This window comes from Cellulosimicrobium sp. 4261 (assembly GCF_040546915.1).
Classification (GTDB): Bacteria; Actinomycetota; Actinomycetes; order Actinomycetales; family Cellulomonadaceae; genus Cellulosimicrobium; species Cellulosimicrobium cinnabarinum.
On sequence record NZ_JBEPOQ010000008.1, the window covers coordinates 149,738 to 176,028 of the forward strand.

General features: G+C 75.8%; 25 protein-coding genes and 1 riboswitch. Of the genes, 20 read left to right on the forward strand and 5 right to left on the reverse strand.

The window, feature by feature from the left end; genetic code table 11:
• The first annotated feature begins 42 nt into the window (after window positions 1-42).
• The 7 genes from rpmI (at window position 43) to ABIE39_RS12325 (ending at window position 7,189) form a co-directional block, all read left to right on the forward strand.
• Window positions 43-237, forward strand: coding sequence for a 50S ribosomal protein L35 (gene rpmI / locus ABIE39_RS12295; RefSeq protein ID WP_108051433.1), 195 nt, complete (start codon window positions 43-45; stop codon window positions 235-237).
• Between the two features lie 67 nt (window positions 238-304).
• Window positions 305-691 (forward strand): 50S ribosomal protein L20, encoded by a 387-nt coding sequence (rplT, locus tag ABIE39_RS12300; protein ID WP_024840664.1) that lies wholly within the window; start codon window positions 305-307, stop codon window positions 689-691.
• 68 nt (window positions 692-759) lie between these two features.
• Window positions 760-1,638 carry a TrmH family RNA methyltransferase gene (locus tag ABIE39_RS12305; RefSeq protein WP_175010185.1) on the forward strand — a complete coding sequence of 293 codons (879 nt, stop codon included), beginning with the start codon at window positions 760-762 and terminating at the stop codon, window positions 1,636-1,638.
• Window positions 1,635-2,279: an RNA 2',3'-cyclic phosphodiesterase gene (thpR, locus tag ABIE39_RS12310; RefSeq protein ID WP_354051940.1), complete on the forward strand. Its 645-nt coding sequence runs from the start codon at window positions 1,635-1,637 to the stop codon at window positions 2,277-2,279. The genes ABIE39_RS12305 and thpR overlap by 4 nt, the downstream gene beginning before the upstream one ends.
• 286 nt (window positions 2,280-2,565) lie before the next feature.
• Window positions 2,566-3,687: a phenylalanine--tRNA ligase subunit alpha gene (gene pheS / locus ABIE39_RS12315; protein WP_209827670.1), complete on the forward strand. Its 1,122-nt coding sequence runs from the start codon at window positions 2,566-2,568 to the stop codon at window positions 3,685-3,687.
• On the forward strand, window positions 3,687-6,308 hold the full coding sequence (pheT, locus tag ABIE39_RS12320; RefSeq protein ID WP_354051942.1) for a phenylalanine--tRNA ligase subunit beta: 2,622 nt from the start codon (window positions 3,687-3,689) through the stop codon (window positions 6,306-6,308). The genes pheS and pheT overlap by 1 nt, the downstream gene beginning before the upstream one ends.
• Window positions 6,305-7,189, forward strand: a complete 885-nt coding sequence (locus ABIE39_RS12325; protein ID WP_354051944.1) for an SDR family oxidoreductase — start codon at window positions 6,305-6,307, stop codon at window positions 7,187-7,189. The genes pheT and ABIE39_RS12325 overlap by 4 nt, the downstream gene beginning before the upstream one ends.
• A 71-nt stretch (window positions 7,190-7,260) precedes the next feature.
• On the opposite strand, the gene ABIE39_RS12330 is transcribed toward ABIE39_RS12325, so the two are convergent.
• A complete protein-coding gene (locus ABIE39_RS12330) occupies window positions 7,261-7,485 on the reverse strand; it encodes a hypothetical protein (RefSeq protein WP_074810076.1) in 225 nt (74 codons plus the stop codon).
• A 77-nt stretch (window positions 7,486-7,562) separates the two neighbouring features.
• Window positions 7,563-7,657, forward strand: a riboswitch (TPP riboswitch).
• On the opposite strand from ABIE39_RS12330, the gene thiD reads away from it, so the two are divergent.
• The gene (gene thiD / locus ABIE39_RS12335) at window positions 7,651-8,610 is read left to right on the forward strand and encodes a bifunctional hydroxymethylpyrimidine kinase/phosphomethylpyrimidine kinase (RefSeq protein WP_354051946.1); all 960 of its coding nucleotides are present in this window, start codon (window positions 7,651-7,653) and stop codon (window positions 8,608-8,610) included. (Overlaps the previous riboswitch by 7 nt.)
• Before the next feature lie 79 nt (window positions 8,611-8,689).
• Here the strand turns inward: thiD and ABIE39_RS12340 are convergent, their stop codons facing one another.
• From ABIE39_RS12340 to ABIE39_RS12355, 4 genes are read right to left on the reverse strand one after another with little or no spacing between them, the layout of a single operon-like run.
• Window positions 8,690-9,688: a DUF4862 family protein gene (locus ABIE39_RS12340; RefSeq protein WP_354051948.1), complete on the reverse strand. Its 999-nt coding sequence runs from the start codon at window positions 9,686-9,688 to the stop codon at window positions 8,690-8,692.
• 39 nt (window positions 9,689-9,727) lie between these two features.
• Window positions 9,728-10,009 carry a hypothetical protein gene (locus tag ABIE39_RS12345; protein WP_354051950.1) on the reverse strand — a complete coding sequence of 94 codons (282 nt, stop codon included), beginning with the start codon at window positions 10,007-10,009 and terminating at the stop codon, window positions 9,728-9,730.
• Window positions 10,006-11,067: a zinc-binding dehydrogenase gene (locus ABIE39_RS12350; protein ID WP_175010175.1), complete on the reverse strand. Its 1,062-nt coding sequence runs from the start codon at window positions 11,065-11,067 to the stop codon at window positions 10,006-10,008. The genes ABIE39_RS12345 and ABIE39_RS12350 overlap by 4 nt, the downstream gene beginning before the upstream one ends.
• A 26-nt stretch (window positions 11,068-11,093) precedes the next feature.
• Window positions 11,094-11,786 carry an FCD domain-containing protein gene (locus ABIE39_RS12355; protein WP_175010176.1) on the reverse strand — a complete coding sequence of 231 codons (693 nt, stop codon included), beginning with the start codon at window positions 11,784-11,786 and terminating at the stop codon, window positions 11,094-11,096.
• Window positions 11,787-11,967: 181 nt separating this feature from the next.
• Between ABIE39_RS12355 and ABIE39_RS12360 the strand changes: the two genes are divergently transcribed.
• The 12 genes from ABIE39_RS12360 to tyrS all read left to right on the forward strand — a co-directional run bounded on the left by ABIE39_RS12360 (window position 11,968) and on the right by tyrS (window position 25,872).
• Window positions 11,968-13,722 carry a 2-isopropylmalate synthase gene (locus ABIE39_RS12360; protein WP_354051952.1) on the forward strand — a complete coding sequence of 585 codons (1,755 nt, stop codon included), beginning with the start codon at window positions 11,968-11,970 and terminating at the stop codon, window positions 13,720-13,722.
• A 404-nt stretch (window positions 13,723-14,126) separates the two neighbouring features.
• Window positions 14,127-15,215 (forward strand): N-acetyl-gamma-glutamyl-phosphate reductase, encoded by a 1,089-nt coding sequence (gene argC / locus ABIE39_RS12365; RefSeq protein ID WP_502914864.1) that lies wholly within the window; start codon window positions 14,127-14,129, stop codon window positions 15,213-15,215.
• A complete protein-coding gene (gene argJ, locus ABIE39_RS12370; protein ID WP_175010177.1) occupies window positions 15,212-16,423 on the forward strand; it encodes a bifunctional glutamate N-acetyltransferase/amino-acid acetyltransferase ArgJ in 1,212 nt (403 codons plus the stop codon). The genes argC and argJ overlap by 4 nt, the downstream gene beginning before the upstream one ends.
• Window positions 16,420-17,406, forward strand: coding sequence for an acetylglutamate kinase (gene argB / locus ABIE39_RS12375; RefSeq protein ID WP_175010178.1), 987 nt, complete (start codon window positions 16,420-16,422; stop codon window positions 17,404-17,406). The genes argJ and argB overlap by 4 nt, the downstream gene beginning before the upstream one ends.
• A 110-nt stretch (window positions 17,407-17,516) precedes the next feature.
• The gene (locus tag ABIE39_RS12380) at window positions 17,517-18,761 is read left to right on the forward strand and encodes an acetylornithine transaminase (protein WP_502914865.1); all 1,245 of its coding nucleotides are present in this window, start codon (window positions 17,517-17,519) and stop codon (window positions 18,759-18,761) included.
• Window positions 18,761-19,696, forward strand: coding sequence for an ornithine carbamoyltransferase (argF, locus tag ABIE39_RS12385; protein WP_175010180.1), 936 nt, complete (start codon window positions 18,761-18,763; stop codon window positions 19,694-19,696). Before ABIE39_RS12380 ends, argF begins: the two co-directional genes overlap by 1 nt.
• Window positions 19,693-20,229: an arginine repressor gene (locus tag ABIE39_RS12390; RefSeq protein WP_074810086.1), complete on the forward strand. Its 537-nt coding sequence runs from the start codon at window positions 19,693-19,695 to the stop codon at window positions 20,227-20,229. The genes argF and ABIE39_RS12390 overlap by 4 nt, the downstream gene beginning before the upstream one ends.
• An 87-nt stretch (window positions 20,230-20,316) precedes the next feature.
• On the forward strand, window positions 20,317-21,546 hold the full coding sequence (locus ABIE39_RS12395) for an argininosuccinate synthase (RefSeq protein ID WP_175010181.1): 1,230 nt from the start codon (window positions 20,317-20,319) through the stop codon (window positions 21,544-21,546).
• On the forward strand, window positions 21,543-22,997 hold the full coding sequence (gene argH, locus ABIE39_RS12400; protein WP_354051955.1) for an argininosuccinate lyase: 1,455 nt from the start codon (window positions 21,543-21,545) through the stop codon (window positions 22,995-22,997). The genes ABIE39_RS12395 and argH overlap by 4 nt, the downstream gene beginning before the upstream one ends.
• A 28-nt stretch (window positions 22,998-23,025) precedes the next feature.
• Window positions 23,026-23,718: a uridine kinase family protein gene (locus ABIE39_RS12405; RefSeq protein WP_222592442.1), complete on the forward strand. Its 693-nt coding sequence runs from the start codon at window positions 23,026-23,028 to the stop codon at window positions 23,716-23,718.
• Window positions 23,719-23,743: 25 nt separating this feature from the next.
• On the forward strand, window positions 23,744-24,460 hold the full coding sequence (locus ABIE39_RS12410) for a DNA-3-methyladenine glycosylase (RefSeq protein ID WP_175010183.1): 717 nt from the start codon (window positions 23,744-23,746) through the stop codon (window positions 24,458-24,460).
• Window positions 24,461-24,612: 152 nt separating this feature from the next.
• Window positions 24,613-25,872: a tyrosine--tRNA ligase gene (gene tyrS / locus ABIE39_RS12415; RefSeq protein ID WP_175010184.1), complete on the forward strand. Its 1,260-nt coding sequence runs from the start codon at window positions 24,613-24,615 to the stop codon at window positions 25,870-25,872.
• Window positions 25,873-26,291: the final 419 nt, after the last annotated feature.

A 26,291-nucleotide genomic window follows, 5' to 3' on the forward strand; every position in this document is an offset into this window, starting at 1 on the left:
CACCGCGAGGTGGCTGACCGGACACAAGGAGAGACGGCAGTCATGCCGAAGAACAAGACGCACTCGGGTGCCAAGAAGCGCTTCCGCATCACGGGTACCGGGAAGGTCATGCGCGAGCAGGCCAACGCTCGACACCTGCTCGAGCACAAGGCCACCAAGCGCAAGCGCCGCCTCGCCCAGGACCAGGTGGTCTCGCCCGCCGACGTCAAGTCCATCAAGAAGCTGCTCGGCAAGTGACCCGGCAGGTGGCGGGACCCGCCACCGACCGGCTCACCCCTGAGCCCCGAACTGCAAGGAGCATCACGTGGCACGCGTGAAGCGGGCGGTCAACGCCCAGAAGAAGCGCCGTACGACCCTCGAGCGCGCCAGCGGCTACCGCGGCCAGCGCTCGCGCCTCTACCGCAAGGCGAAGGAGCAGGTCACCCACTCCCTCGTCTACTCCTACCGTGACCGCAAGGCGCGCAAGGGCGACTTCCGCAAGCTGTGGATCCAGCGCATCAACGCTGCGTCGCGCGCCCAGGGCCTGACGTACAACCGCCTCATCCAGGGTCTCAAGGCCGCGGGTGTCGAGGTCGACCGTCGCCTGCTCGCGGAGCTCGCGGTCAACGACGTGGCCGCGTTCAACGCGCTCGTCCAGGTCGCGAAGGACGCGCTCCCCGAGGACGTCAACGCGCCCAAGGCCGCAGCCTGACCAGCGCCTCGCCCAGCCGCCCGTCGGCTACGGACGCCCGTCCGGCGCCCGGCCCGCTCGACCCCACGCTGACGAACCCTCGCAGCGACCGGGTCAAGGCGGTCCGTGCGCTGGCCGGGCGTCCGGCGCGTTCACGGCACGGGCAGCTGCTCGTGGAGGGCCCGCAGGGCGTCCGTGAGGCGGTCCGGCACGCGCCCGACCGGGTCCGTGACGTCTACGTCACGCCCGCCGCGGCGGACCGGCATCCCGAGATCGTCGCCGACGCGCGCGCGGCCGCGCTGCACGTGCACGGTGCGACGCCCGAGGTCCTCGCGGCGATGAGCGCCGACGCGCAGGGGGTGCTCGCCGTCGTGCGTGCGCACGCGCCGCGCCTGGAGGACGTCGTCGCGACGCTCGCGGGGCGCGACCGCCCGGCGCTCGTCGCGGTGCTCGCGACGGTCCGCGACCCGGGCAACGCCGGGACGGTGGTCCGTGCGGCGGACGCCGCGGGGGCCGACGCGGTCGTGCTCGCGGGCGAGAGCGTCGACGTGCACAACCCCAAGGTCGTGCGGTCGACGGCCGGGTCGCTCTTCCACCTCCCGGTCGTCACGGGCGTGAGCCTGGCCGAGGCCGTGGCCGCGCTGCGCGGCGCGGGGCTCACGGTCCTCGCCGCCGACGGCGCGGGGGACCTCGACCTCGACGACCTGCTCGACGTGGCCGGCGCCGCGGGCACCGGTACCGAGCGCCCGGTCGACCTCGCGGCACCCACCGCGTGGGTCTTCGGGAACGAGGCGTGGGGTCTGCCCCCGGAGGACCGCGCGCTCGCCGACGGCGTCGTGCGCGTGCCGATCCGCGGCCGGGCCGAGTCCCTCAACCTCGCGACGGCCGCGACGGTCTGCCTCTACGCCTCCAGCCGCGCGCACCGGCCGGTCCGCGGTCCGACCGGCGACCCGGAGGGCGGCGCGTGAGGCTGTTCGCCGCGCTCTACCCGAGTCCGGCGGCGCTCGACCACCTCGCGCTCGCCCTCGCGGACGCCCACGCGCAGGAGGCGCGCCGACCCGACGGCGCACCGCTCGTCCGCTGGACGCCGCCCGAGCTGTGGCACCTCACGGTGTCGTTCTTCGGGGACGTGCCCGAGGGGGCAGTCCCGGACCTCGCGGCGGCGCTCGAGCCGGTCGCGCACGACGCCGCGCCGCTCGACCTCCGGCTCCGGGGCGCGGGCGTCTTCGACCGGCGCGTCCTGTGGGTCGGCGTCGGCGGGGACGGCGCCGACGCCCTGCGCGCGCTGAGCGCCGGGGTCGCCGAGGCGGCGGGCGCCGCGGGCGTCCGGGTGGACCGCCGTCCCCGGCAGCGGGCGCACCTCACCGTGGCACGGGCCGCGGCCGGGGCGCGCCAGGCGAACCGCCGGGCGCGCGCCCGCGGCTCGACCCGGCCCGACCGCACCGTGGGCGACCCGCTCGTCGCGCCCGCCGCGGCTCTCGCCGTGTACGCCGGCCCCGGGTGGACGGCCGACGCGCTGCACCTCGTCGAGTCCGACCTCGGTGACGCGTCCGGGCACCCGGTGCACCGGACCCTGCGGACCCTCCCGCTCGGACCCGCCGCGCGGTGAGCGGGACCACCCTCCGGCTGCTCCCGGGGGCGCCTGTGCGAGGATGGGTCGCATGAGCCTGCGCGGTGGTCGTCGATTTCCCGGGCCCGTCACGGGCCCGCGCGACTGACGCGTGCTCCCCGCCCGCCTCGTGGCGGGTCGGGTCCTGGCCCGGACGGGCGCCCTAGAATGACGGCGACGCGCGCACGCGCGCGCCCCGCACGCCCCGCCCCGAGCGGCGCGTGCCGCGGGTCGACGCCGGCCGTCGTCCGCTCCCCGCAGTCCCGCCCTCGCCAGGAAGGCACGCATGTCCAGCCCTGACGCCGACGTCGTCACCCCCCACGCGGGCGACGGCGGACCGGACACCCCCACCGCCCCCTCCCCGCTCGACGCCGACGCGCTGCAGCGCGCGCTCGACGCCGCGCTGGCCGCCGTCGCCGCGGCCGGCGACCTCGACGCGCTCAAGCGCGTGCGCACCGAGCACACGGGCGACCGCAGCGCGCTCGCGCTCGCGAACCGCCAGATCGGGTCGCTCGCCCCCGCGGACAAGAAGACCGCGGGCAAGCTCCTCGGCCCGCTGCGCGGCCGGCTCAACCAGGCGCTCGCCGCGCGCCAGGGCGAGCTCGAGGCCGAGCGCGACGAGCGCGTCCTCGTCGAGGAGGCCGTGGACGTCACGCTGCCCGTGGACCGCGTCCCCGCGGGCGCGCGGCACCCGCTCGAGACGCTGCAGGAGCGCGTCGCGGACTTCTTCGTCGGCATGGGCTGGGAGATCGCGGAGGGCCCCGAGGTCGAGGCGGAGTGGTTCAACTTCGACGCCCTGAACTTCGGCGTGGACCACCCCGCGCGCCAGATGCAGGACACGTTCTACGTCGCCGGACCGGACGGCCAGCACGGCGCGGGGCCGTCGAACCTCGTGCTGCGCACCCACACGTCTCCGGTCCAGGCCCGCTCGCTCCTCGAGCGCGGCGTGCCGCTGTACGTGGCGTGCCCGGGCAAGACGTTCCGCACCGACGCGCTCGACGCGACGCACACGCCCGTCTTCCACCAGGTCGAGGGCCTGGCGATCGACAAGGGCCTGACCATGGCGCATCTGCTGGGCACGCTCGACGCGTTCGCGCGCGCGATGTTCGGCCCCGACGCGCGCACGCGCCTGCGGCCCGCGTACTTCCCGTTCACCGAGCCGAGCGCCGAGATGGACCTGTGGTTCCCCCAGAAGAAGGGCGGACCGGGCTGGATCGAGTGGGGCGGCTGCGGCATGGTCAACCCGAACGTGCTGCGGTCCGTCGGGGTCGACCCCGACGAGTACTCGGGCTTCGCGTTCGGCATGGGCATCGAGCGCACGCTCATGCTGCGCCACGGGATCGCGGACATGCACGACATGGTGGAGGGCGACGTGCGCTTCTCCGCCCAGTTCGGAACGGAGATCTGATGCCGTACGTCGCCATCGACTGGCTGGGCGACCACGTCGAGCTGCCCGCGGGGCTCACCGCCGAGCGGCTCGCCGCCGACCTCGTCCGCGTCGGCCTGGAGGAGGAGGCGATCCACGGCGCGGCCGTGACGGGTCCCCTCGTCGTCGGGCGCGTCCTCGAGATGACGCCCGAGCCGCAGAAGAACGGCAAGACGATCAACTGGTGCCTGGTCGACGTCGGGCCGGAGCACAACGCCGCCGAGATCCAGGGCGTCGAGCCGGCCGACATGCCGGCGGGCGGCGCGCGCGGGATCGTGTGCGGCGCGCACAACTTCGCGCCGGGCGACCTCGTCGTCGTCGCGCTGCCGGGCTCCGTCCTGCCCGGCCCGTTCCCCATCGCGAGCCGCAAGACGTACGGGCACGTGTCCGACGGCATGATCTGCTCGCAGCGCGAGCTCGGGCTCGGCGAGGACCACGACGGCATCATCGTGCTGCCGCGGCTCGGGTACGCGGCCGAGGACCTCACCCCGGGGCAGGACGCGGTCGCGCTGCTCGGTCTCGGTGACGAGGTGCTCGAGATCAACGTGACGCCCGACCGCGGGTACGCGTTCTCCTACCGCGGCGTCGCGCGCGAGTTCTCCCACTCGACGGGCGCGCGCTTCACGGACCCGGGCCTGCCCGGCTCCCTGCCCGCGCCCCCGCCCGCGGCGACGCCCGACGGCTTCCCCGTCGAGGTCGACGACGCGGCGCCGGTCCACGGCGTCGTCGGGTGCGACCGCTTCGTGACGCGCGTCGTGCGCGGGCTCGACCCCGCGGCGCAGACGCCCGCGTGGATGCAGCGCCGCCTCACGGCGTCGGGCATGCGGCCCATCTCGCTCGCGGTCGACGTGACGAACTACGTCATGCTCGACCTCGGGCAGCCCCTGCACGCATACGACCTCGAGAAGGTCGCGGCCCCCGTCGTGGTGCGGCGCGCCGCCCCGGGCGAGCGGCTCACGACGCTCGACGACGTGGACCGCGCGCTCGACCCGGAGGACCTGCTCATCACCGACAGCCCCGACGGCGCGCGCGGCGCGCGCGTGCTCGGGCTCGCGGGCGTCATGGGCGGCGCCTCGTCGGAGGTCGGGCCGGAGACGACGGCGGTGCTCGTCGAGGCCGCCCACTTCGACCCCGTGACGGTCGCGCGCACGTCGCGCCGCCACAAGCTGTCGAGCGAGGCCGCGAAGCGGTTCGAGCGCGGGGTGGACCCGCTGCTGCCCGCGGTCGCGGCGCAGCGCGTCGTCGACCTGCTCGTCGAGCTGGGCGGCGGGACCGCGGACCCGGCCGTCAGCGACCTCGACCGGGTGACCACGCCCGCCCCGATCCGCCTGCCCGTCGGCGAGGCCGAGCGCCTCGTCGGCGTGCCGTACACGCTCGAGCAGGTCGTCGGGACGCTCGGAGCGATCGGGTGCACGGTCGACGCGGACGACGCCGCCGCGACGGGCGTCGTCGTCGTGACCCCGCCGTCGTGGCGCCCCGACCTCACCGAGCCGGCCGAGCTGGTCGAGGAGGTCGCGCGCCTCGTCGGGTACGACGAGATCCCGTCGGTGCTCCCCGCGGCGCCCGGCGGGCGCGGGCTCACGCGCGAGCAGCGCGTGCGCCGGTCGGTCGCCCGGGCGCTCGCCGAGCACGGGTTCGTCGAGACGCTGAGCTACCCGTTCGTCGGCGAGGGCGAGCTCGACGCGCTGCGGATCCCCGCGGACGACGAGCGCCGCCGGGCCCTGCGCCTGCTCAACCCGCTGGCCGACGACCGCCCCCTGATGCGCACGGACGTGCTGAGCACGCTCCTGGAGACCACGCGCCGCAACGTGGGCCGCGGGCTCGCGGACGTCGCCGTGTTCGAGGTCGGGCTCGTGACGCACCCGCGCCCGGGCGCCCCGGCCGCGCCGTCGCTGCCCGGCGGTGTGCGTCCCTCCGACGACGACCTCGCCGCGATCGAGGCCGCGCTCCCCACGCAGCCGCGCCACGTCGCGGGCGTCCTGGTCGGTCGTCGCGAGCGGGCGGGCTGGTGGGGCCCCGGCCGTCCGGCGGACTGGACGGACGCGGTCGACGCGGCACGCCTGGTCGCGAACCGCGCCGGTCTGCGGGGGGACGACGCCGTGCGCGTCGTCGCGGACACCGCGCGGGCCCCGTTCCACCCCGGCCGCTGCGCGCGCCTCGAGCTCGCCGACGGGACGGTCGTCGGGCACGCGGGCGAGCTGCACCCCAAGGTGCTGGAGAACGTCGGCCTGCCCGCCCGCTCCGTGGCGTTCGAGCTCGACCTGACGGCGCTCGTCGCCGGTGCGTCGGACGAGCCCGTCCAGGCGACCCCGGTCTCCGGGTTCCCGGCGGCGAAGGAGGACCTCGCGTTCGTCGTCACTGCCGACGTGCCGGCCGAGGCCCTGCGCGCCGCGGTCGTCGAGGGCGCCGGCGAGCTCGCCGAGGAGGTCGCGCTGTTCGACGTCTTCACGGGCGAGCAGGTGGGCGCCGGGCGCAAGTCGCTCGCGTTCTCGCTGCGGCTGCGCGCCGCGGACCGCACCCTCACCGCCGACGACGTCGCGCGGGTCCGGGAGGGCGCTGTGGCCGCCGCGCGCGAGCGCGTCGGGGCGGAGCTGCGCGCATGAGCGGCGCACCGGGGCCGGGCGCGGCGCCGGACGTCGCGCCCGCCCGCACCGCGCTCGTCACCGGGGCGTCGCGCGGCATCGGCCGCGCGGTCGCCGTCGGGCTCGCCGCGGCCGGCCTCGACGTCGCGCTCCTCGCGCGCGACGCGGGCCGGCTCGCGGGCGTGGCCGACGAGATCGCCGCGCTCGACGGCGCGGGCCGGGCCGTCGTCGTCACGGCGGACGTGACCGACGCGGCGGCGGTGGCCGCGGCCGTCCGCGAGGCCGAGGTCGCGCTCGGGAGCGTGGACCTGCTCGTCAACAACGCGGGCCGGGTCGACGCCGAGGTGCCGCTGTGGGAGGCGGACCCCGACGAGTGGTGGGCCGTCCTGGAGACCAACGTGCGCGGGCCGTTCCTGCTCGCGCGCGCGGTCGTCCCCGGGATGCTCGCGCGCGGCGGCGGCCGCGTCGTCGACCTCAGCAGCGGCGCGGGCTCGCACGACATGGAGGGCGCGAGCGCGTACAACGCGAGCAAGACGGCGCTCCTGCGCCTCGGGGCGAACCTGCACCGCTCGGGCCACGCGCTCGGGCTGCGGACCTTCGAGGTGTCGCCGGGCGTCGTGCAGACCGACATGACGGCGTCCATGGTCATGCACGAGGGCCGCACGGAGTGGACGCCCGTCGAGCGCACGGTCGAGATGGTCGCCGCGATCGCCCGCGGCGAGCTCGACGCGTTCTCGGGGGCGTTCGTCCGCGTGACGCACGACTCGCCCGAGTCGCTCCGCACGGCCGCCCAGGAGGCCGCCCGGGCAGGCGTCGCGCTGCCCGGGCCGGACGGCCGTCGGCTGCGCGTCACGCGCTGGGGCGCCGACGACCCGATGCCGGGAGAGCTCCCCGCCCGCTGAGCGCGCGCACCCCGCACGGCGACGCCGCCCGACTCCCCGGTCGGGCGGCGTCCGTGCGTCCGGGGCACCGGTCACCGGGGAGCGCACGTGTCCCGGTCGACCCACACGTGCCACAGGCCCCGCTCGGGGTGCTCGTACTCGAAGGCCACGAGGCCGCCCGCGTCGTGCGTGATGACGCCCGTGAGCACGACCCGCCGACCGTCCCGGTCGTAGGTCGTGCAGAGGGCGGGCACCTGCACCGGGACGGGTGCGTCCGGCAGGAAGGGGCGGGTCGCGGGGGCGACGTGCTGCGTCATACCCGGAAAGACGCGCGCACGCGCGTCGTCTCACGCGTCGGGGCGGGTGAAAAGCGCGCGGCCCGCCGCGTAGCATGGCCCGCGACACGGGGTGCCCCGCACCGGGGCTGAGATGAGACCCGTCGAACCTGATCTGGCTCGTACCAGCGAAGGGATGTCCGCGCGATGACGCTCGCCCTGCCCCGGCACACCTCCGACCCGGTCCCCGCCCGCGCGGACCGTGACCGTCGCCCCGACCCGGGCCGGGGGCCCGACCCGGCTCCGTCCCGCCCCCGCGTCCTGTCCGTCGCGGGGACCGACCCGACCGGCGGCGCCGGGATCCAGGCCGACCTCAAGACGTTCTGCGCGCACGGCGCCTACGGCATGGCCGTCACGACGGCGCTCGTCGCGCAGAACACCCACGGCGTGCGGTCGGTGCACGTCCCCGGGCCGGCGTTCCTGCGCGCGCAGCTCGACGCCGTGTCGGACGACGTCGAGGTCGACGCGGTGAAGATCGGCATGGTGGCGGACGAGGCGAACGCCCGCACGGTCGGGGAGTGGCTCGACGACCTCGCCGCCGCGGGTGGTCCGCGGCCGTGGGTCGTCCTGGACCCGGTGATGGTCGCCACGTCCGGTCACCGCCTGCTCGACGCGGGCGCCGAGCAGGCCGTGCGCGACCTCGCGGCGCGCGCGGACGTCGTCACGCCGAACCTGCCCGAGCTCGCCGTCCTCGGCGGGCGGGAGCCCGCGACGACGTGGGACGACGCCCTGTGCCAGGCGACGGCGTACGCGGCGGCGAGCGGCGCCGTCGTGCTGCTCAAGGGCGGCCACCTCACCGGGCGCACGTCGCCCGACGCGCTCGTCGTCCCCGCGCCCGGGCCGACGTCGGGTCGCGTGCCGGGGGCGGCCACCGTCACGACGTTCGACGCCGAGCGCGTCGACACGCCCCACACCCACGGCACCGGGTGCTCGCTCTCGGCGGCGCTCGCGGCGCTGCGACCGCAGCGCGCGAGCTGGGAGGAGGCCGCGCGCGAGGCGAAGGAGTGGCTCACGGGCGCGCTGCGCGCCGGTGCCGCTCTGCGGGTGGGGACCGGCCGCGGGCCCGTCGACCACCTGCACCGCTCGGCGCCCGTGCCGCGGGGCTGAGGTTGCGCGGGGTCGGGCGCGAGCTGCGCCCGGTCGGGCTCGGGGTCGAGCCGGGACGGGCGCGGCCCGCGGGACGCGCTCAGCCGGCGGGGCGGCTCGCTGCGCGATCGGCACCGGTGTCGGGGGCGACGGCGGCCAGCGCGTCGCGGAGCACGGCGAGCGTCGCGCGCGCGACGGCGAGACGCTGCGCGGGCGGGGCGTCCGCGGGCCGCGTGGTCACCTTGGCGCCGACGAGCGGGACGGGACCGGCCGCGGCGAGGAACTCGCGCACCTCGGCCGGGCCGAGCATCGTCTCGTCCGGGCCGGGGAGCGCGGGGTCGGGGCCGTGGGGCGGCACGTGCGCGTCCGCCCACGGAGCGCCCCACCGGCCCGGGCTCCCGCTGGCACCCGAGAGCATCGCGCTCGCGAGGAGGCCCGCGGCGGCGGCAGCCCGTGCGTGCTCGACGGGCGTGGCGGCGCTGCGCCCCTCGATGGCGGACCGGCCCCAGTTGAGCCCGACGTGCAGCGGGTGGCCGGTGTCCCGGGCGGCGCGCGCGACGGCGGCGATCTCGTCGTCGAGCGCGAGGAACCCCTTCTCCGCGACGCCCCACGGGCGTGGCGCGTCGCAGTGCTCCACCACGAGCGGCAGCCCGGCGGGCGCGACGGCGGCCAGCTCCGTGAGGCTGCGCACGAGCGCCGCGCCGGACCCGCGGCCGGGACCGGGCGCGGACTGGAGCTCGACCGCGACGACGCGTCGCCGCCCCTCCGCCTCGGCGAGCCGGGCCACGGCCGCGAGGACGCGCGCGACGCCGTCGACCGCCGCGCGCCGACCCTCCTCGTCGTCGGACGCGAGGCCGTAGGCGCGGTCGGCCGCGGCGCGGCGGGCCGTCGCGGCGACCGTCGTGGGCAGCAGCGCCCAGTGCGGCGGCAGCGCGGCCGCGGTCGTCGCGAGCGCGTCCGCGTCGTCCGGGTCGACGGGGTGCTCGAGGCCGTCGAGACCGTCCTCGTCGAGGGCGGCGTACCAGCCGCCCGGGTCGGGGACGCCCGCGAGGGCGTAGGCACCGAGCAGGGTCAGGGGGCGGTCGTGCAGGTCGGTCATCGGTCCTCGTCGGTCGTGGGTGGGGAAGGGGCGGGCTCGTCAGGCGCGGGCGACGCCCTGGTCGGCGGTGGCGTACTCGCACGTGTAGCCCGGCGGGACCCAGCGCCACCGTGTCTCGACGTCCTGCACCGCGACGCCCGCGGGACGGTCGGCGACGCACGCGTCGGCCTGCTGGCGCACCGCGGCGGTCACGTAGTAGACGACGAACACCGCGGTGAGCAGCACGGCGAGCACGGTCACGGTGCGGCGCAGCGTGGGGGAGGGACCGCCGTCGGAGCCGTCCTCCTCGCCCGGGCGCGGCGGCACCCAGTCCCAGCTCACGCGGTGCCGGTCGAGGTGCCGGTCGAGGCACCGGTCGTGGTGCGGGCCGTGGTGTCGGCCGCGCCGTCCGCCCCGGCGGGCCGGAGCAGCACCTTGCCGGTGGTCGCGCGGCCCTCGAGCGCGCGGTGGGCGTCGGCGGCGTCGGCGAGCGGGAACGTCGCGCCCACGCGCACGTGCAGCGTGCCGCCCGCGACCGCGCCGAGCACCTCGGTCGCGCGCTCGACGAGCTCCGCGCGCGTCGCCGTGTGGTCGGCGAGCTTGGGCCGTGTGAGGAACAGCGAGCCGCCCGCGTTGAGGCGCTGCGGGTCGAACGGGGGGACCTGCCCGGAGGAGCCGCCGTAGAGGACGAGCGTGCCGCGGCGGCGCAGCGACGCGAGCGACGCGTCGAACGTGTCCTTGCCGACCGAGTCGTACACCGCCGCGACCCCCTCGCCGCCCGTGAGCCCGCGCACGACCTCCGGCAGCTCGGCGGTGAGGTCCGCGAACGCCGTGTACTGGATCGCGTGCTCGGCGCCCGCGCCGCGGGACAGCTCCGCCTTCTCGGGGGTCGAGACCGTGGAGATCACGTGCGCGCCCCGCGCCACGAGCATCTGGGTCAGGAGCAGCCCGACGCCGCCCGCTCCCGCGTGCACGAGGACGCGGTCGCCCGGACGCACGGGGTACGACGACGTGCACAGGTAGTGCGCGGTGAGCCCCTGGAGCGCGACGGCGGTCGCGTCCTCGAGCGAGACGGCGTCCGGCACGTGGAGAGCCTGCTCGGCGTCCACGACCACGAGGTCCGCGTACGACCCCGGCGCCTCGGTCCACACGACGCGGTCCCCGACGGCGAACCCCTCGACCCCCTCGCCCACCTCGGCGACGACCCCGGCCCCCTCGCTCCCGACGACGTGCGGGTACTCCATCGCGTACACGCCGGAGCGCTTGTACGTGTCGATGAAGTTCACGCCCGCCACCGCGGACCGGACGCGGAGCTGCCCCGGGCCCGGCGACGGGTCGGGCAGCTCGGTGAGCTCGAGGACCTCGGGGCCGCCCGCCGCGCGGGCCACGATCGCGTGCATGCCCCCAGCCTAGGGTCGTGCGGCGGTCAGGGCCGCCCGTCCCCGGCGACCTTCGCGTGCACGGCGGCGAGGTGCTCGCGCGCCGCCGCGGAGGCGCGGCCGGCGTCCCGGGCGCGCACGGCGTCGAGGATCGCCTCGTGCGCGTCCTGGTCGTGCCGGTGCGTCGTGCCCGCCCGGTCGAGATCGACCATGGCGACCATCGCGCGGCGCAGGCGAGGGACGAAGGTCGCGAAGAGCTCGGCCAGCACGGCGTTGTGCGCGGCGTCGACGACCGCCCGGTGGAACGCGAGGTCCGCGTCCACGTACTCGGCGGGCGACGCCGTCGCCGCGACCTGCCCGCGGCGAGCGAGCGCCGTCGTCATGGTGCGCAGGTCCGCGGGGGTGCGGCGCGCGGCGGCGAGCCCTGCGGCCTCCGCCTCCAGCGCGGCGCGCACCTCGAGCACGTCGACGATCTCGCCGCGGCGCAGCACCTCGTCCCAGTCGTCGGTGGTGTCCGTCGAGACGACGTACACGCCCGAGCCCTGGCGGCTGTCGAGGACGCCGCGGCCCGCGAGCTGGCGGATCGCCTCCCGGACGGTCGAGCGGCCGACGCCGAGCTCGGCGGCGAGCGACTGCTCCCCGGGCAGCCGGTGGTCGAGGGGCCAGACGCCGGAGCGCACGCGCTCGAGCAGGAGCTCGGCCGCCTGGTCGGCCAGGGGGCGCCGCTGCAGCGCGGTCATGGAAACCTCTCAGGTTGTCTGAGGACTTGATCGGGGCTAGCGTACCCCGCATGTCCTGGACGGCGCTCCTCCTTCGGCGCCACGGCGGGGTCTGACCGGACCGGCCCCCCGCCGTGGGGGTCCGTCGTGCGCCGGTCGTCCCGCGCCCCGGCCATCACGGGGCTCCAGCCGAAGGACCGCCATGACCGTCTCCGCCACCCCTGCCCGCACGGACCGCCCCTCCGCCACGACCACGCCCACGTGGAACCGGCAGCGCCCCTCGCCCATGCCGTCGTCCCGCTACGCCGACGTCCACGCCCGCGTCGACGTGCCCGACCTGCCCGACCGCCGCTGGCCTGCGCGCCGGCTCACCGAGGCGCCGCTGTGGGTCCCCGTCGACCTGCGCGACGGCAACCAGGCGCTCGCGGAACCCATGGACCCGGCGCGCAAGCGCCGCTTCTTCGAGCTGCTCGTCGCGATGGGGTACACCGAGATCGAGGTGGGCTACCCGTCGGCGTCGCAGACCGACTTCGACTTCGTGCGCCTGCTCGCCGAGACCGACCTCGCGCCCGAGCACGTGACCGTCGTCGTGTTCACCGCCGCGCGCGCCGACCTCGTCGCGCGCACGGTCGAGGCCGTGCGCGGGCTGCGCAACCCGGTCGTCGTCCACGTGTACGCCGCGACGGCGCCCGTCTGGCGGGACGTCGTGCTCGGCCGCGACCGCGAGGAGCTCGCCCGGCTGATCACCGACGCCGGGACCGAGGTGCTGCGCCACGCCGGCGACGTCCCGCGGGTCCGCTTCGAGTTCTCGCCCGAGGTGTTCAACCTCACCGAGCCCGACTACGTGCTCGACGTGTGCGACCGCATGACGACGCTCTGGGACGCGACGCCCGAGCGGCCCGTCGTCCTCAACCTCCCCGCCACGGTCGAGGTCGCGACGCCCAACGTCTACGCCGACCAGATCGAGTACATGGACCGGAACCTCGCGCGGCGCGACGGCGTGATCCTCTCCGTCCACCCGCACAACGACCGGGGCACCGGCGTCGCGTGCGCCGAGCTCGCGGTCCTCGCCGGCGCGCAGCGCGTCGAGGGGTGCCTGTTCGGCAACGGCGAGCGGACGGGGAACGTCGACCTCGTCACGCTGGGCCTCAACCTCCACGCGCAGGGCGTCGACCCGATGGTCGACTTCTCCGACCTCGACGCGATCCGCGACGTCGTCGTGGCGTGCAACCGGATCGACGTCCACCCGCGCCACCCGTACGCGGGCGAGCTCGTGCACACCGCCTACTCCGGCACCCACCAGGACGCGATCCGCAAGGGGATGGCGCGGCACCGGGCCGACGCCGCGGCGGTCGGCCTCGACCCCGCGGAGGCGCCGTGGCGCGTGCCGTACCTGCCCGTCGACCCCGCGGACCTCGGGAGGTCGTACGAGGCCCTCGTGCGCGTGAACAGCCAGTCGGGCAAGGGCGGCGTCGCGTACGTGCTGCAGTCCGTGCACGGCCTGGACCTGCCCCGGGGCCTCCAGGTGGACCTGGCGCGCCGCGTCCAGGAGCACGCCGACACGACCGGGGCGGAGGTCACGGCCGACGCCCTCCTGGGCCTGTTCGAGACCGCGTACGCGCGCACGGGCGCCGTCGAGCCCGTCGCGTGGACGAGCCGACGCTCCGACGACGGCACGGAGCACCTCGACCTGGTGGTCACGGTCGACGGCGAGCGAGTCCCCACGTCCGGGACGGGCGCCGGCGCGGTCGACGCCCTCGTCGACGCGCTGGCCCGCCTCGGCCGCCCGGTCGAGGTCCTCTCGCTCACCCAGCAGTCCGTCGGCAGCGGCAGCGACGCGACCGCGCTGACCTACCTCGAGCACCGCGGCCCCGACGGCACCCCACGCTGGACCGTGGGTCGTGACACGTCCGTCCTGGGAGCCGCCGTCCGCGCGGTCTGCGCGGCGACGGCCTGAGGCCGCCGGGCTCGCGACCGGTCCGAGTCGTGCGCGCGGCGACGAGAAGCGAGAAGTGGCCCCCGAGCGGGCCCCGAAGGGGCCACTTCTCGCCTCTCGGCCGAGACGCTCCCCGCCGAGGGGCAGGCCCGACCGGACGGGACGGCCGGGGCTGAGCGCGGGTCGTGCGGTGACGGGCAGGACGAGCGGTGGGGTCGGACCGTGTGCGAAGGACGTCGAGGCGCACTCCTCGACCTCCGCCCGGAAGACCGAGGTGACGGTGTGCCAGTCCGAGCGCACGGTCCGACCCCACCGCGGACCCGACTCGGCGGGTCGTCGGCCGATGCAGCACCGCGGACCCGACCCCGCGTACCGTGGGGCAGGCCCTCCGACCCGCCGTTGCATAAGTATGTATAGTGATGCATATGACGATCAGAGTCGCGGTCGCGGGTGCGTCGGGATACGCGGGCGGGGAGACGCTCCGCCTGCTCGCCGGGCACCCCGAGGTGGAGATCGGCGCCGTGACGGCGCACAGCAACGCGGGCACGCTCCTCGGCGAGCACCAGCCGCACCTGCGATCCCTGGCCGACCGCGTGCTCCTGCCGACGGCGGTCGAGCACCTCGTGGGCCACGACGTCGTCGTCCTCGCGCTGCCGCACGGTGCGTCGGGCGAGATCGCGGCGCAGCTCCCGGAGGACGTCCTCGTGCTCGACCTCGGTGCGGACCACCGGCTCGAGTCCGCGGCGGACTGGTCGGCGTTCTACGGCTCCGAGCACGCGGGCACGTGGCCGTACGGTCTGCCGGAGCTCCTGCTCACGGTCGCGCCCGGCGCCGCTGCGACCGAGACGAAGCAGCGCGAGCGGCTCGTCGGGGCGCGGCGCGTGGCCGTCCCCGGGTGCAACGTCACCGCCGTGACGCTCGGCATCCAGCCGGGCGTCGCCGCCGGGCTCGTCGAGGGCACGGACCTCGTCGCGGTGCTCGCCAACGGGTACTCGGGCGCGGGGAAGTCGCTCAAGCCGCACCTGCTCGCGTCCGAGGCGCTCGGGTCGGCGCAGCCGTACGCCGTCGGGGGGTCGCACCGACACATCCCGGAGATCGCACAGAACCTGCGGGCCGCGGGGGCCCCGGCCGTGAGCATCTCGTTCACGCCCACGCTCGTGCCCATGTCGCGCGGCATCCTCGCCACGGTGACGGCGCGCCTGTCCGACGACGCCGCGCGCCTCGACCCCGCCGCGCTCGACGCGCGCGTCCGCCAGGCCTGGGAGGACGCGTACGTCGGCGAGCCGTTCGTCCGGGTGCTGCCCGCGGGGCAGTGGCCGACGACGGCGATGACCCTCGGCGCGAACACCGCGCTCGTCCAGGTCGCCGTCGACCACGCGGCGGGCCGCGTCGTCACCGTCACGGCGATCGACAACCTCGTCAAGGGCACCGCGGGCGCCGCGGTGCAGTCCATGAACATCGCGCTCGGCCTGCCCCAGACGGCGGGTCTCACGACCGAGGGGGTCGCCCCGTGACCGTCACCACCCCGCAGGGTTTCCGGGCCGCCGGCGTCGCCGCCGGGCTCAAGTCCACCGGCGCGCGCGACGTCGCGCTCGTCGTCAACGACGGGCCGCTCGACGTCGCCGCGGCCGTGCTCACGACGAACCGCGTGTTCGCCGCGCCGGTCGCCTGGACGCGCCAGGCCGTGGGCGACGGGCGCGCGACGGCCGTCGTGCTCAACTCGGGCGGCGCGAACGCGTGCACGGGCCCGGAGGGCTTCGCCGACACGCACCGGACCGCGGAGCACGTCGCCGACGTGCTCGCGACGTCGGCGGGCGACGTGCTCGTCTGCTCGACGGGCCTCATCGGCGTGCGGCTGCCCATGGAGAAGCTCCTCGCCGGCGTCGACGCCGCCGCGGCGGCGCTCGCGGACCCGGTCGCCGCGGTCGACGGCGGTGGTGACGCCGCGCTCGCGATCATGACGACGGACACTGTGCCGAAGACGGTCGCGGTGGTCCGCGAGGTCACGGACGCCACCGCGACGGACGGCGCCGCGACGTGGTCCGTGGGCGGCATGGCGAAGGGCGCGGGCATGCTCGCCCCGGGCCTCGCGACCATGCTGTGCGTGCTGACGACGGACGCCGTCGTCGACGCCGCGACGGCCGACGCCGCGCTGCGCGCCGCGACCCGCACGACGTTCGACCGCGTCGACTCCGACGGCTGCATGTCGACCAACGACACCGTGATCCTGCTCGCCTCGGGCGCGTCCGGGGTCGAGGTCGGTCTCGACGCGCTCACCGACGCCGTCACCGAGGCGTGCGGGTCGCTCGCGCGCCAGCTCGTCGCCGACGCCGAGGGTGCGAGCCACGACGTCGCCGTCACCGTGGTGGGCGCGTCGAGCGAGGACGCCGCGGTCGCCGTCGCGCGCGCCGTGACCCGCTCCAACCTGTTCAAGGCCGCGATCTTCGGCAACGACCCGAACTGGGGCCGCATCGTGTCCGCCGTCGGGACCGTCCCCGAGGAGGTCGCGCCGTTCGACGCGCTCCTGCTCGACGTGACGGTCAACGACGTCCAGGTGTGCCGGGCCGGGGGAGTGGGCGAGCCCCGCGAGCTCGTCGACCTCGCGGCCGAGCGCGAGGTGCGCGTCGAGATCGACCTGCACGCCGGCTCCGCGAGCGCGACCGTCTGGACCAACGACCTCACGCACGACTACGTCCACGAGAACAGCGCGTACTCCTCATGAGCGACCCCACCACGCCCGCTCCCCACCCCCACGACGCCGCGTTCGACACGCGCACCGACCTGCGCCCCGAGCAGAAGGCCGAGGTGCTCGTCGAGGCCCTGCCGTGGCTCGAGGAGTTCGCCGGCGCGCTCGTCGTCGTCAAGTACGGCGGCAACGCCATGGTCGACGACACGCTCAAGGCCGCGTTCGCCGAGGACATGGTGTTCCTGCGCCGCGTCGGGCTGCGCCCGGTCGTCGTGCACGGCGGAGGCCCGCAGATCTCCGCGATGCTCGACCGGCTCGGCATCGAGTCCGAGTTCCGCGGGGGGCTGCGCGTCACGACGCCCGAGGCGATGGACGTCGTGCGCATGGTCCTCACGGGCCAGGTCTCGCGCGAGCTCGTCGGCCTCATCAACGCGCACGGGCCGTACGCCGTCGGGCTCTCGGGCGAGGACGGCGGCCTGCTGCAGGCCCAGCGCCGGCACGCGACCGTGGACGGCGAGCCGGTCGACGTCGGGCTCGTCGGCGACGTCGTCGAGGTGCACCCGTCCGCGGTCCAGGACCTGCTCGACGCCGGCCGCATCCCCGTCGTCTCGACCATCGCCCCCGACCTCGAGGACCCGACCCAGGTGCTCAACGTCAACGCGGACACCGCCGCCGCGGCGCTCGCGGTCGCGCTCGGCGCGAAGAAGCTCGTCGTCCTGACCGACGTCGAGGGCCTGTACACGTCGTGGCCGGACCGGGGCTCGCTCGTCGCGCAGATCTCGCGCTCCGAGCTCGCGGCCCTCCTGCCGTCGCTCTCGGCGGGCATGGTCCCCAAGATGGAGGCGTGCCTGCGCGCCGTCGAGGGCGGGGTCCCCGCGGCGACGGTCATCGACGGCCGCGTGCCGCACTCGACGCTGCTCGAGGTCTTCACCACCCAGGGCAACGGGACGATGGTCGTCCCCGACGCCGCGGGCGCGCCGGCGCCCGCGCTCACCACGACCGCCGGAGGGGCCGCGTGAACGCGCTCGACCACCAGCAGGGCGCGCCCGCGCCCGCACCGACGACCGACGTGACGGCCCCGGCCGACGGCTCCGTCGCGCAGTGGACCGACCGCTACGCGCACGCCGTCATGGACACGTTCGGCCCGCCGCAGCGCGTCCTGGTGCGGGGCGAGGGCGCGTACGTGTGGGACGCCGACGGCAAGCGGTACCTCGACCTGCTCGCAGGCATCGCGGTCAACGCGCTCGGCCACGCCCACCCGACGCTCACGGCCGCTGTCTCGGCCCAGCTCGGCACGCTCGGGCACGTCTCGAACTTCTTCGGCACCCCGACGCAGATCGCGCTCGCCGAGCGCCTGCTCGCGCTCGCGGAGGCCCCCGAGGGGTCGCGCGTGTTCTTCACGAACTCGGGCACGGAGGCGAACGAGGCGGCGTTCAAGATGACGCGCCGGACGGGTCGCACGCGGGTCCTCGCGCTCCAGGGCGGCTTCCACGGCCGGACCATGGGCGCGCTCGCGATGACGTCGAAGGCCGCGTACCGCGAGCCGTTCGAGCCGCTCCCGGGCGGCGTCGAGTTCGTCGCGTTCGACGACGTCGCCGCGCTCGAGGAGGCCTTCTCGCCCGCGGCGGTGGCGGCTCGCGGCGAGGTCGCCGCGCTCGTGGTCGAGCCCGTGCAGGGCGAGGCGGGCGTGCGCTCGCTCTCGCCGGGCTACCTCGTCGCCGCGCGCGAGCTCACCGCACGCCACGGCGCGCTGCTCGTCCTCGACGAGGTGCAGACCGGCGTCGGGCGGACCGGCTCGTGGTTCGCGTACCAGCAGCCGGCGCTGGGGGGCGGCGTCGTGCCCGACGTCGTCACGCTCGCCAAGGGCCTCGGCGGCGGGTTCCCCGTCGGCGCGGTGGTCGCGTACGGCGAGCGCGCGGCGACGCTGCTCGGCCGCGGCCAGCACGGGACGACGTTCGGCGGCAACCCCGTCGCGGCGGCGGCGGCGCTCGCGACGCTCGGGGTGATCGAGCGCGACGGGCTCCTCGAGAACGTGCGGACCGTCGGGGCGCTCCTGCGCGACGGGATCTCCGCGGCGGGCAACCCGCTCGTCGCCGGGGTGCGCGGACGCGGGCTCCTGCTCGCCGTGCAGCTCACCCGGCCCGTCGCGGCCGACGTCGCGCGGACGGCGCTCGACGCGGGCTTCGTCGTCAACGCCGTCGCGCCCGACGCGATCCGGCTCGCGCCGCCGCTCGTCCTCACCCCCGACCAGGCGCGCGACGTCGTGGCGTTCTTCGCCGCGGTCGAGGTCTCCGACGACGCCGCCGCCCCGGCCGACGTCCCCCCTGTCCCCACGACGGCCCCCACGACCGCCCCCACGACGAGGAGCTCCTGATGGCCCCCCGGCACTTCCTGCGCGACGACGACCTCACGCCCGCCGAGCAGCGTCGGGTGCTCGAGATCGGCCTCGCGTTCCGCGACGACCGCACGTTCCGCCAGCCGCTCGCCGGACCGCAGGGCGTCGCCGTCCTGTTCGACAAGCCGACGCTGCGCACGCAGCTCTCGTTCGCGACGGGCATCGCCGAGCTCGGCGGCTTCCCGGTCGTCGTGGACGGCCGGCTCGCCCAGGTCGGGGTGCGCGAGTCCGTCGCGGACGTCACGCGCGTGCTCGACCGGCAGGCGTCCGCCATCGTGTGGCGCACGTTCGGCCAGGACCGGATCGAGGAGATGGCGGCGATCAGCCGGGTCCCGGTCGTCAACGCGCTCACCGACGACTTCCACCCGTGCCAGATCCTCGCGGACCTCCTGACGATCGCCCAGCTCCGCGGCGGGACGGGGGCGCTCGCGGGCCAGACGCTCGCGTACGTCGGCGACGGCGCGAACAACATGGCGCACTCCTACCTGCTCGGCGGCGCGACCGCGGGCCTGCACGTGCGGGTGGGGACGCCGGACGGGTACCCGCCGCACCCCGTCTTCGTGGCCGACGCCGAGCGGATCGCCGCCGAGACCGGCGGCTCCGTGCTCGTCACCTCCGACCCGGTCGAGGCCGTCGCGGGGGCGGACGTCGTCGCGACCGACACGTGGGTGTCGATGGGCGACGAGGCGGAGGCCGAGGACCGCGCCCTGCCGTTCGTGCCGTACCAGGTGAACGACGAGCTCCTCGCGCACGCCCGGCCCGACGCGATCGTGCTGCACTGCCTGCCCGCCTATCGGGGCAAGGAGATCACCGCCGAGGTGATCGACGGCCCCCGCTCGGCGGTGTGGGACGAGGCGGAGAACCGGTTGCACGCGCAGAAGGCGCTGCTCACGTTCCTCCTGGAGCGGTCGTGACCGAGCCCCGCACGGCGACGACGAAGACGGCGCGCCACGCGCGCATCGCCGAGATCGTGCGCCGGACCGAGATCCACTCGCAGGCGGAGCTCGCGCGCGAGCTCGAGCGCGAGGGCCTGTCGGTGACGCAGGCGACGCTCTCGCGCGACCTCATCGAGCTGCGCGCGGAGAAGGTGCGCGGCGCCTCGGGCGCGCTCGTGTACGCGGTGCCGGGGGAGGGCGGGGACCGCAGCGTCCAGACCGCGGAGTCGCCCGAGTACCTCGCGGCCCGGCTCGCGCGCCTGTGCTCCGAGATGCTCGTGTCCGCCGAGGCGTCCGCGAACCTCGTCGTGCTGCGCACGCCCCCCGGTGCCGCGAACTACCTCGCGTCGGCGATCGACCACTCCGTGCTCCCGCACGTGCTCGGGTGCATCGCGGGCGACGACACGATCCTCGTCATCGCGCGCGACCCCGACGGCGGCGCGGACCTCGCGCGGCGCTTCCTCGAGCTCTCCGGACCCCACGGCGGGCCCGTCCCCGGCACGCCGGACTGACCGCCGTCGGACCGCGCCCCGCGCGGCCGCGGCGCCCTGCGAGACTGGACCCCGGACCCCACCCGCACGTCACAGAAAGAGACCGTCATGACTGAACGCGTCGTGCTCGCCTACTCGGGCGGCCTGGACACGTCGGTGGCCATCGGCTGGATCGCCGAGGCCACGGGCGCCGAGGTCGTCGCCGTCGCGGTCGACGTCGGCCAGGGCGGGGAGGACCTCGAGGTCATCCGGCAGCGTGCCCTGGACTGCGGCGCCGTCGAGGCGTACGTCGCCGACGCGCGCGACGAGTTCGCGGCGGAGTACTGCATGCCCGCGCTGCGCGCGAACGCCCTGTACCTCGACCGGTACCCGCTCGTCTCGGCGCTGTCGCGCCCGGTCATCGTCAAGCACCTCGTGCGCGCGGCGCGCCAGTTCGGCGCCACGACGGTCGCGCACGGCTGCACGGGCAAGGGCAACGACCAGGTGCGCTTCGAGGTCGCCACGACGTCCCTCGCACCCGAGCTCAAGACCATCGCGCCCGTGCGCGACCTCGCGCTGACCCGCGAGAAGGCCATCGAGTACGCGGAGACGCACGCGCTGCCCATCGCCACGACGAAGCACAACCCGTTCTCGATCGACCAGAACGTCTGGGGGCGCGCGGTCGAGACCGGCTTCCTCGAGGACATCTGGAACGCGCCGACCAAGGACGTCTACAACTACACCGACGACCCGACGTTCCCGCCGGTCGCGGACGAGGTCGTCGTGACGTTCGAGCAGGGCGTCCCGGTCGCGCTCGACGGCGTCGCGGTGACCCCGCTGCAGGCGATCCAGGAGATGAACCGTCGCGCCGGCGCCCAGGGCGTCGGGCGGATCGACATCGTCGAGGACCGCCTCGTGGGCATCAAGTCGCGCGAGGTCTACGAGGCGCCGGGCGCGATCGCCCTCATCGCCGCGCACCAGGAGCTCGAGAACGTCACGCTCGAGCGCGAGCAGGCCCGCTTCAAGCGCGGCGTCGAGCAGCGCTGGACCGAGCTCGTGTACGACGGCATGTGGTTCAGCCCGCTCAAGCGTTCGCTCGACGTGTTCGTCGACGACACGCAGCGGTACGTGTCCGGCGACGTGCGCCTCGTGCTGCACGGCGGTCGGGCGACCGTCACGGGCCGGCGCTCGGACGCGAGCCTCTACGACTTCAACCTCGCGACGTACGACGAGGGCGACTCGTTCGACCAGTCGCAGGCCAAGGGATTCATCGAGATCTACGGTCTCACCGCGAAGCTCGCCGCCGCGCGCGACGAGAAGTTCGGCAACGGTGTGGACCTCGGGACGGGAGCGCTGTGAGCACGCACGACGACCAGGACGGCACCGCCGCCGAGACGACGGAGACGTCGCGGGTGAGCCTGTGGGGCGGCCGGTTCGCCGGCGGCCCCGCCGACGCGCTGGCTGCGCTGAGCAAGTCCACGCACTTCGACTGGCGCCTCGCGGGCCAGGACGTCGCGGGCTCGAAGGCGCACGCGAAGGTCCTGCACGCGGCCGGCCTGCTCGACGACGACGAGCTCGACGGCATGCACGCGGCGCTCGAGCGCCTGCGCGAGGACGTCGCGTCGGGCGCGTTCGTCGCGGCCGACGACGACGAGGACGTGCACACCGCGCTGGAGCGCGGGCTCATCGAGCGCGCCGGGCCCGAGCTCGGCGGGAAGCTGCGCGCGGGCCGGTCGCGCAACGACCAGATCGCGACGCTCACGCGCATGTACCTGCGCGACGAGGCGCGCACGATCGCCCGCCTCGTGCTCGACGTCGTCGACGCGCTGATCGAGCAGGCCGCCGCGCACCCGGGTGCGGCCATGCCCGGCCGCACGCACCTCCAGCACGCCCAGCCGGTGCTCCTCGCGCACCACCTGCTCGCCCACGCGTGGCCCCTGCTGCGCGACGTCGACCGGCTCATCGACTGGGACGTGCGCGCCGCCCGCTCCCCGTACGGGTCGGGGGCGCTCGCGGGCTCGTCGCTGGGCCTCGACCCGGCGGCGGTCGCCGCCGAGCTCGGGTTCGACGGCCCGGTCGAGAACTCGATCGACGGCACCGCGTCGCGCGACGTCGTCGCGGAGTTCGCGTTCGTCGCCGCGATGCTCGGGGTCGACCTCTCGCGCCTCGCGGAGGAGGTCATCCTCTGGGCGACGAAGGAGTTCGGCTTCGTGCGCCTGCACGACTCCTACTCCACGGGGTCGAGCATCATGCCGCAGAAGAAGAACCCGGACGTCGCCGAGCTCGCGCGCGGCAAGGCGGGCCGCCTCATCGGCGACCTGACGGGCCTGCTCGCGACGCTCAAGGGCCTGCCGCTCGCGTACAACCGCGATCTCCAGGAGGACAAGGAGCCGGTGTTCGACCAGGTCGACACGCTCGAGGTGCTCCTGCCCGCGTTCTCCGGCATGGTCGCGACCCTCGAGTTCGACACCGACCGCATGGCGTCGCTCGCGCCGCAGGGGTTCTCGCTCGCGACGGACGTCGCCGAGTGGCTCGTGCGCGAGGGCGTGCCGTTCCGCGTCGCGCACGAGGTCGCGGGCGCGTGCGTGCGCGCGTGCGAGGAGCGCGGCATCGAGCTGTGGGACCTCTCGGACGACGACCTCGCGTCGATCTCCGAGCACCTCGCGCCGGGCGTGCGCGACGTGCTGAGCGTGGAGGGCTCGCTCGCGTCGCGCGACGCCGTGGGCGGCACCGCCCCGGTGCGGGTCGCCGAGCAGCTCGAGGCCGCGAAGGAGCGCTCGGCCGAGTACCGCTTCTGGGCCCAGGACTGACGGTGGCCCGGCTCGCGGTGCGCCACGCGTGCCCGGCGGCGCGGGCGTGAGCGTCGGCGCGGACGTCCTCGCCGAGCTCGTCCGCCGGGTGCGCGACGCCGCCCCGCGCCTCGGGCCGCCCGGTCCGGGCGAGGTCGCCGCGGGGGAGGGGACGGCGTCGGGCACGCGGATCGTCGTCGTGGACGGGCCCGCGGGCTCGGGCAAGACGACGCTCGCCGCGCAGCTCGGCGACGCGCTGCCGGCCCAGGTGCTCCACATGGACGACCTCTACGAGGGCTGGCGCGGGCTCGAGCCCGCCTGGGGGCGCCTCGACGCGTGGGTGCTGACGCCGCTCGCGGCGGGCCGGGCCGGGCGGTACCGCCGGTTCGACTGGCACCTCGACCGCTTCGCCGAGTGGCACGACGTCCCGGCCGCGCCGTACCTCGTGGTCGAGGGCTGCGGGGCGGGGCGGCGCGAGGCCGACGAGGTCGCGGCGCTGCGCGTGTGGGTCGAGGCGCCGGACGACGTCCGGCTCCGGCGCGGCCTCGACCGGGACGGCGAGGACCAGCGCGACCACTGGCTCGCCTGGATGGCCGCGGAGCGCGAGCACTACCGCCGCAACGCCACGCGCGAGCGTGCGGACGTCGTCCTCGACGGGTGGGGACGGCTCGTGCGCACGGGGCGGACGGCGCCCGGCCCGGACCCGACCGCGTCCCGCACGGACGTGGGCGGCGAGGCGTAGATTGCCCGGGACGGGAGGTGGCGGCATGCCGGCAGAGGCTGCGGCGGGCACGGTGCAGGGCATCGTGGGGACGGGGGAGTCCGGGAGCGCGCGCGTCGTCGGGCCGTGGGACGCCCCGGCCCGCGGCTGGTACGCGCGCGACGCGCAGGAGGTCGCGCGCGACCTCCTCGGCTCCCTGCTCACGCGGCGCAGCGCTGAGGGCGACGTCACGCTGCGGATCACGGAGGTCGAGGCGTACGACGGCGAGAGGGACCCGGGCTCGCACGCGTTCCGCGGCCGCACGGAGCGCAACCGCGCCATGTTCGGCGAGCCGGGCCGCCTCTACGTCTACCGCCACCTCGGCCTGCACCACTGCGTCAACGTCGTGTGCGGTCCGGTGGGCCGCGCGTCCGCCGTCCTGCTGCGCGCCGGGGAGGTGACCGAGGGCGTCGAGCTCGCCCGGTCCCGCCGGGTCGCCGCGGGCCGGTGCGACTCCGACCGCCAGATCGCACGCGGCCCCGCGCGTCTTGCCGTGGCCCTCGACCTCGACCTGCGCCAGTACGGCGCGGAGCTGACGGACCCCGACGGCGAGCTCGTGCTGCACCGGGCGACGGACGGGCCGCACCGGCCGCCGATCGCCACGGGACCGCGCGTGGGCGTGTCGGGTGACGGCGGGGACGGCGAGCTGTTCCCCTGGCGCTACTGGCTCGCGGGGGACCCGACGGTGTCCGCCTACCGCCGCGTGAGCGCCCGGTCCCGCTGAGCCGGGGCATCGCCCGGCGGCACACCGCCCACGCCGCCCGCGAGGTGGGCGGTGGCCGGGCGACGGCGTCCGGCACGGCAGACTAGGACCCGCGGCCCGGACGGGGCCGCACCGCTGTGCCCGCACGACGGGCACTCGACGAAGGAGCAGAAGTGAGCGACGTTCTCGACGAGCTGCAATGGCGAGGCCTGGTGGCGCAGTCCACCGACGAGGCCGCGCTGCGCGCCGCGCTGGCCGAGGGCCCGATCACCTATTACTGCGGCTTCGACCCGACGGCGCCGAGCCTGCACCACGGGCACCTGGTCCAGCTCCTCCTGCTGCGCCACCTCCAGCTCGCCGGCCACCGGCCGATCGCGCTCGTGGGCGGTGCGACGGGCATGATCGGCGACCCGCGCCAGTCGGGGGAGCGGGTGCTCAACTCGAAGGAGACGGTCGCCGACTGGACCGAGCGCCTGCGCGGCCAGGTCTCGCGCTTCCTGGACTTCGAGGGGGAGAACGCGGCGCGGGTCGTCAACAACCTCGACTGGATCTCGGAGATGTCGGCGATCGACTTCCTGCGGGACGTGGGCAAGCACTACCGCCTCGGCACGATGCTCGCCAAGGACACGGTGGCGCGCCGCCTGAGCTCGGACGAGGGCATCAGCTTCACGGAGTTCAGCTACCAGATCCTCCAGGGCATCGACTTCCACGAGCTCTACCTGCGCCACGGGGTCACGCTGCAGACGGGCGGGAACGACCAGTGGGGCAACCTGCTCTCGGGCGTCGACCTCATCCGCAGGACGGAGGGCGCGTCGGTGCACGTCATGACGACGCCGCTCATCACGAAGGCCGACGGCACGAAGTTCGGCAAGACCGAGGGCGGCGCCGTCTGGCTCGACGCCGACATGATGAGCCCGTACGCCTTCTACCAGTTCTGGCTCAACGCGGCCGACGACGACGTGGTGCGGTTCCTGAAGATCTTCACCTTCCGCTCGCGCGAGGAGATCGCGGAGCTCGAGGTCGCGGTCCGGGAGCGGCCGGGCGCGCGCGAGGCGCAGCGCACCCTCGCGGCCGACGTGACGACGCTCGTGCACGGGGCGGCGGCGACCGAGGCGGTCGTCGCGGCGAGCCAGGCGCTCTTCGGCCGCGGCGACCTCGACGGACTCGACGAGCGCACCCTGGAGGCGGCGGTCGCCGAGCTGCCGCGCGCGACGGCGCAGGTCGGCGACGCGGTCGTCGACCTCCTGGTGGCGTCGGGCCTCGTCGCGTCGAAGGGGGCCGCGCGCCGGGCGGTGGCCGAGGGCGGCGCGTACGTCAACAACGTCAAGGTCACCGGTGAGGACGCGGTGCTCGGGGCCGACGACCTGCTGCACGGACGGTTCGCGCTCCTGCGCCGCGGCAAGAAGACGCTCGGCGTCGCCGTCGCCGGCTGACCCGGAAGGGCGAGGAACAGGAGGGGCCGGGCCGCGTCGAGCGGTGCCGGCCCCTTCTCCGTCGACTCCGGCAGCCGCGCCGCAGAGCGGATTTGGCACTCTCGTGGAGCGCGTGTAGTGTTCTCGACGTTCGCCCGGCAGGGAGGAACGGACACCGGGTCTCGATCATCCGAGACGGTGGCTGGTCCCCCGGGCGGTCCCCTTGAAGATCGATCGGGTGCCTCGCGCGCCCTCGAGACCTTCGAGGCTGCTGGCTCCCGGCAGGCCCTCCGAGCTCGGAACACCGAGTTGGAAGGGACACCGAGGATCTGGTAGATTAGAGAAGTTGCCCCAAGCGAGGTTCTGCCCGGTCGGGTGGTGCTGAGTTGGTGTGTGTCGGTTGTTTGAGAACTCAACAGTGTGCTTGTTAGTCAATGCCA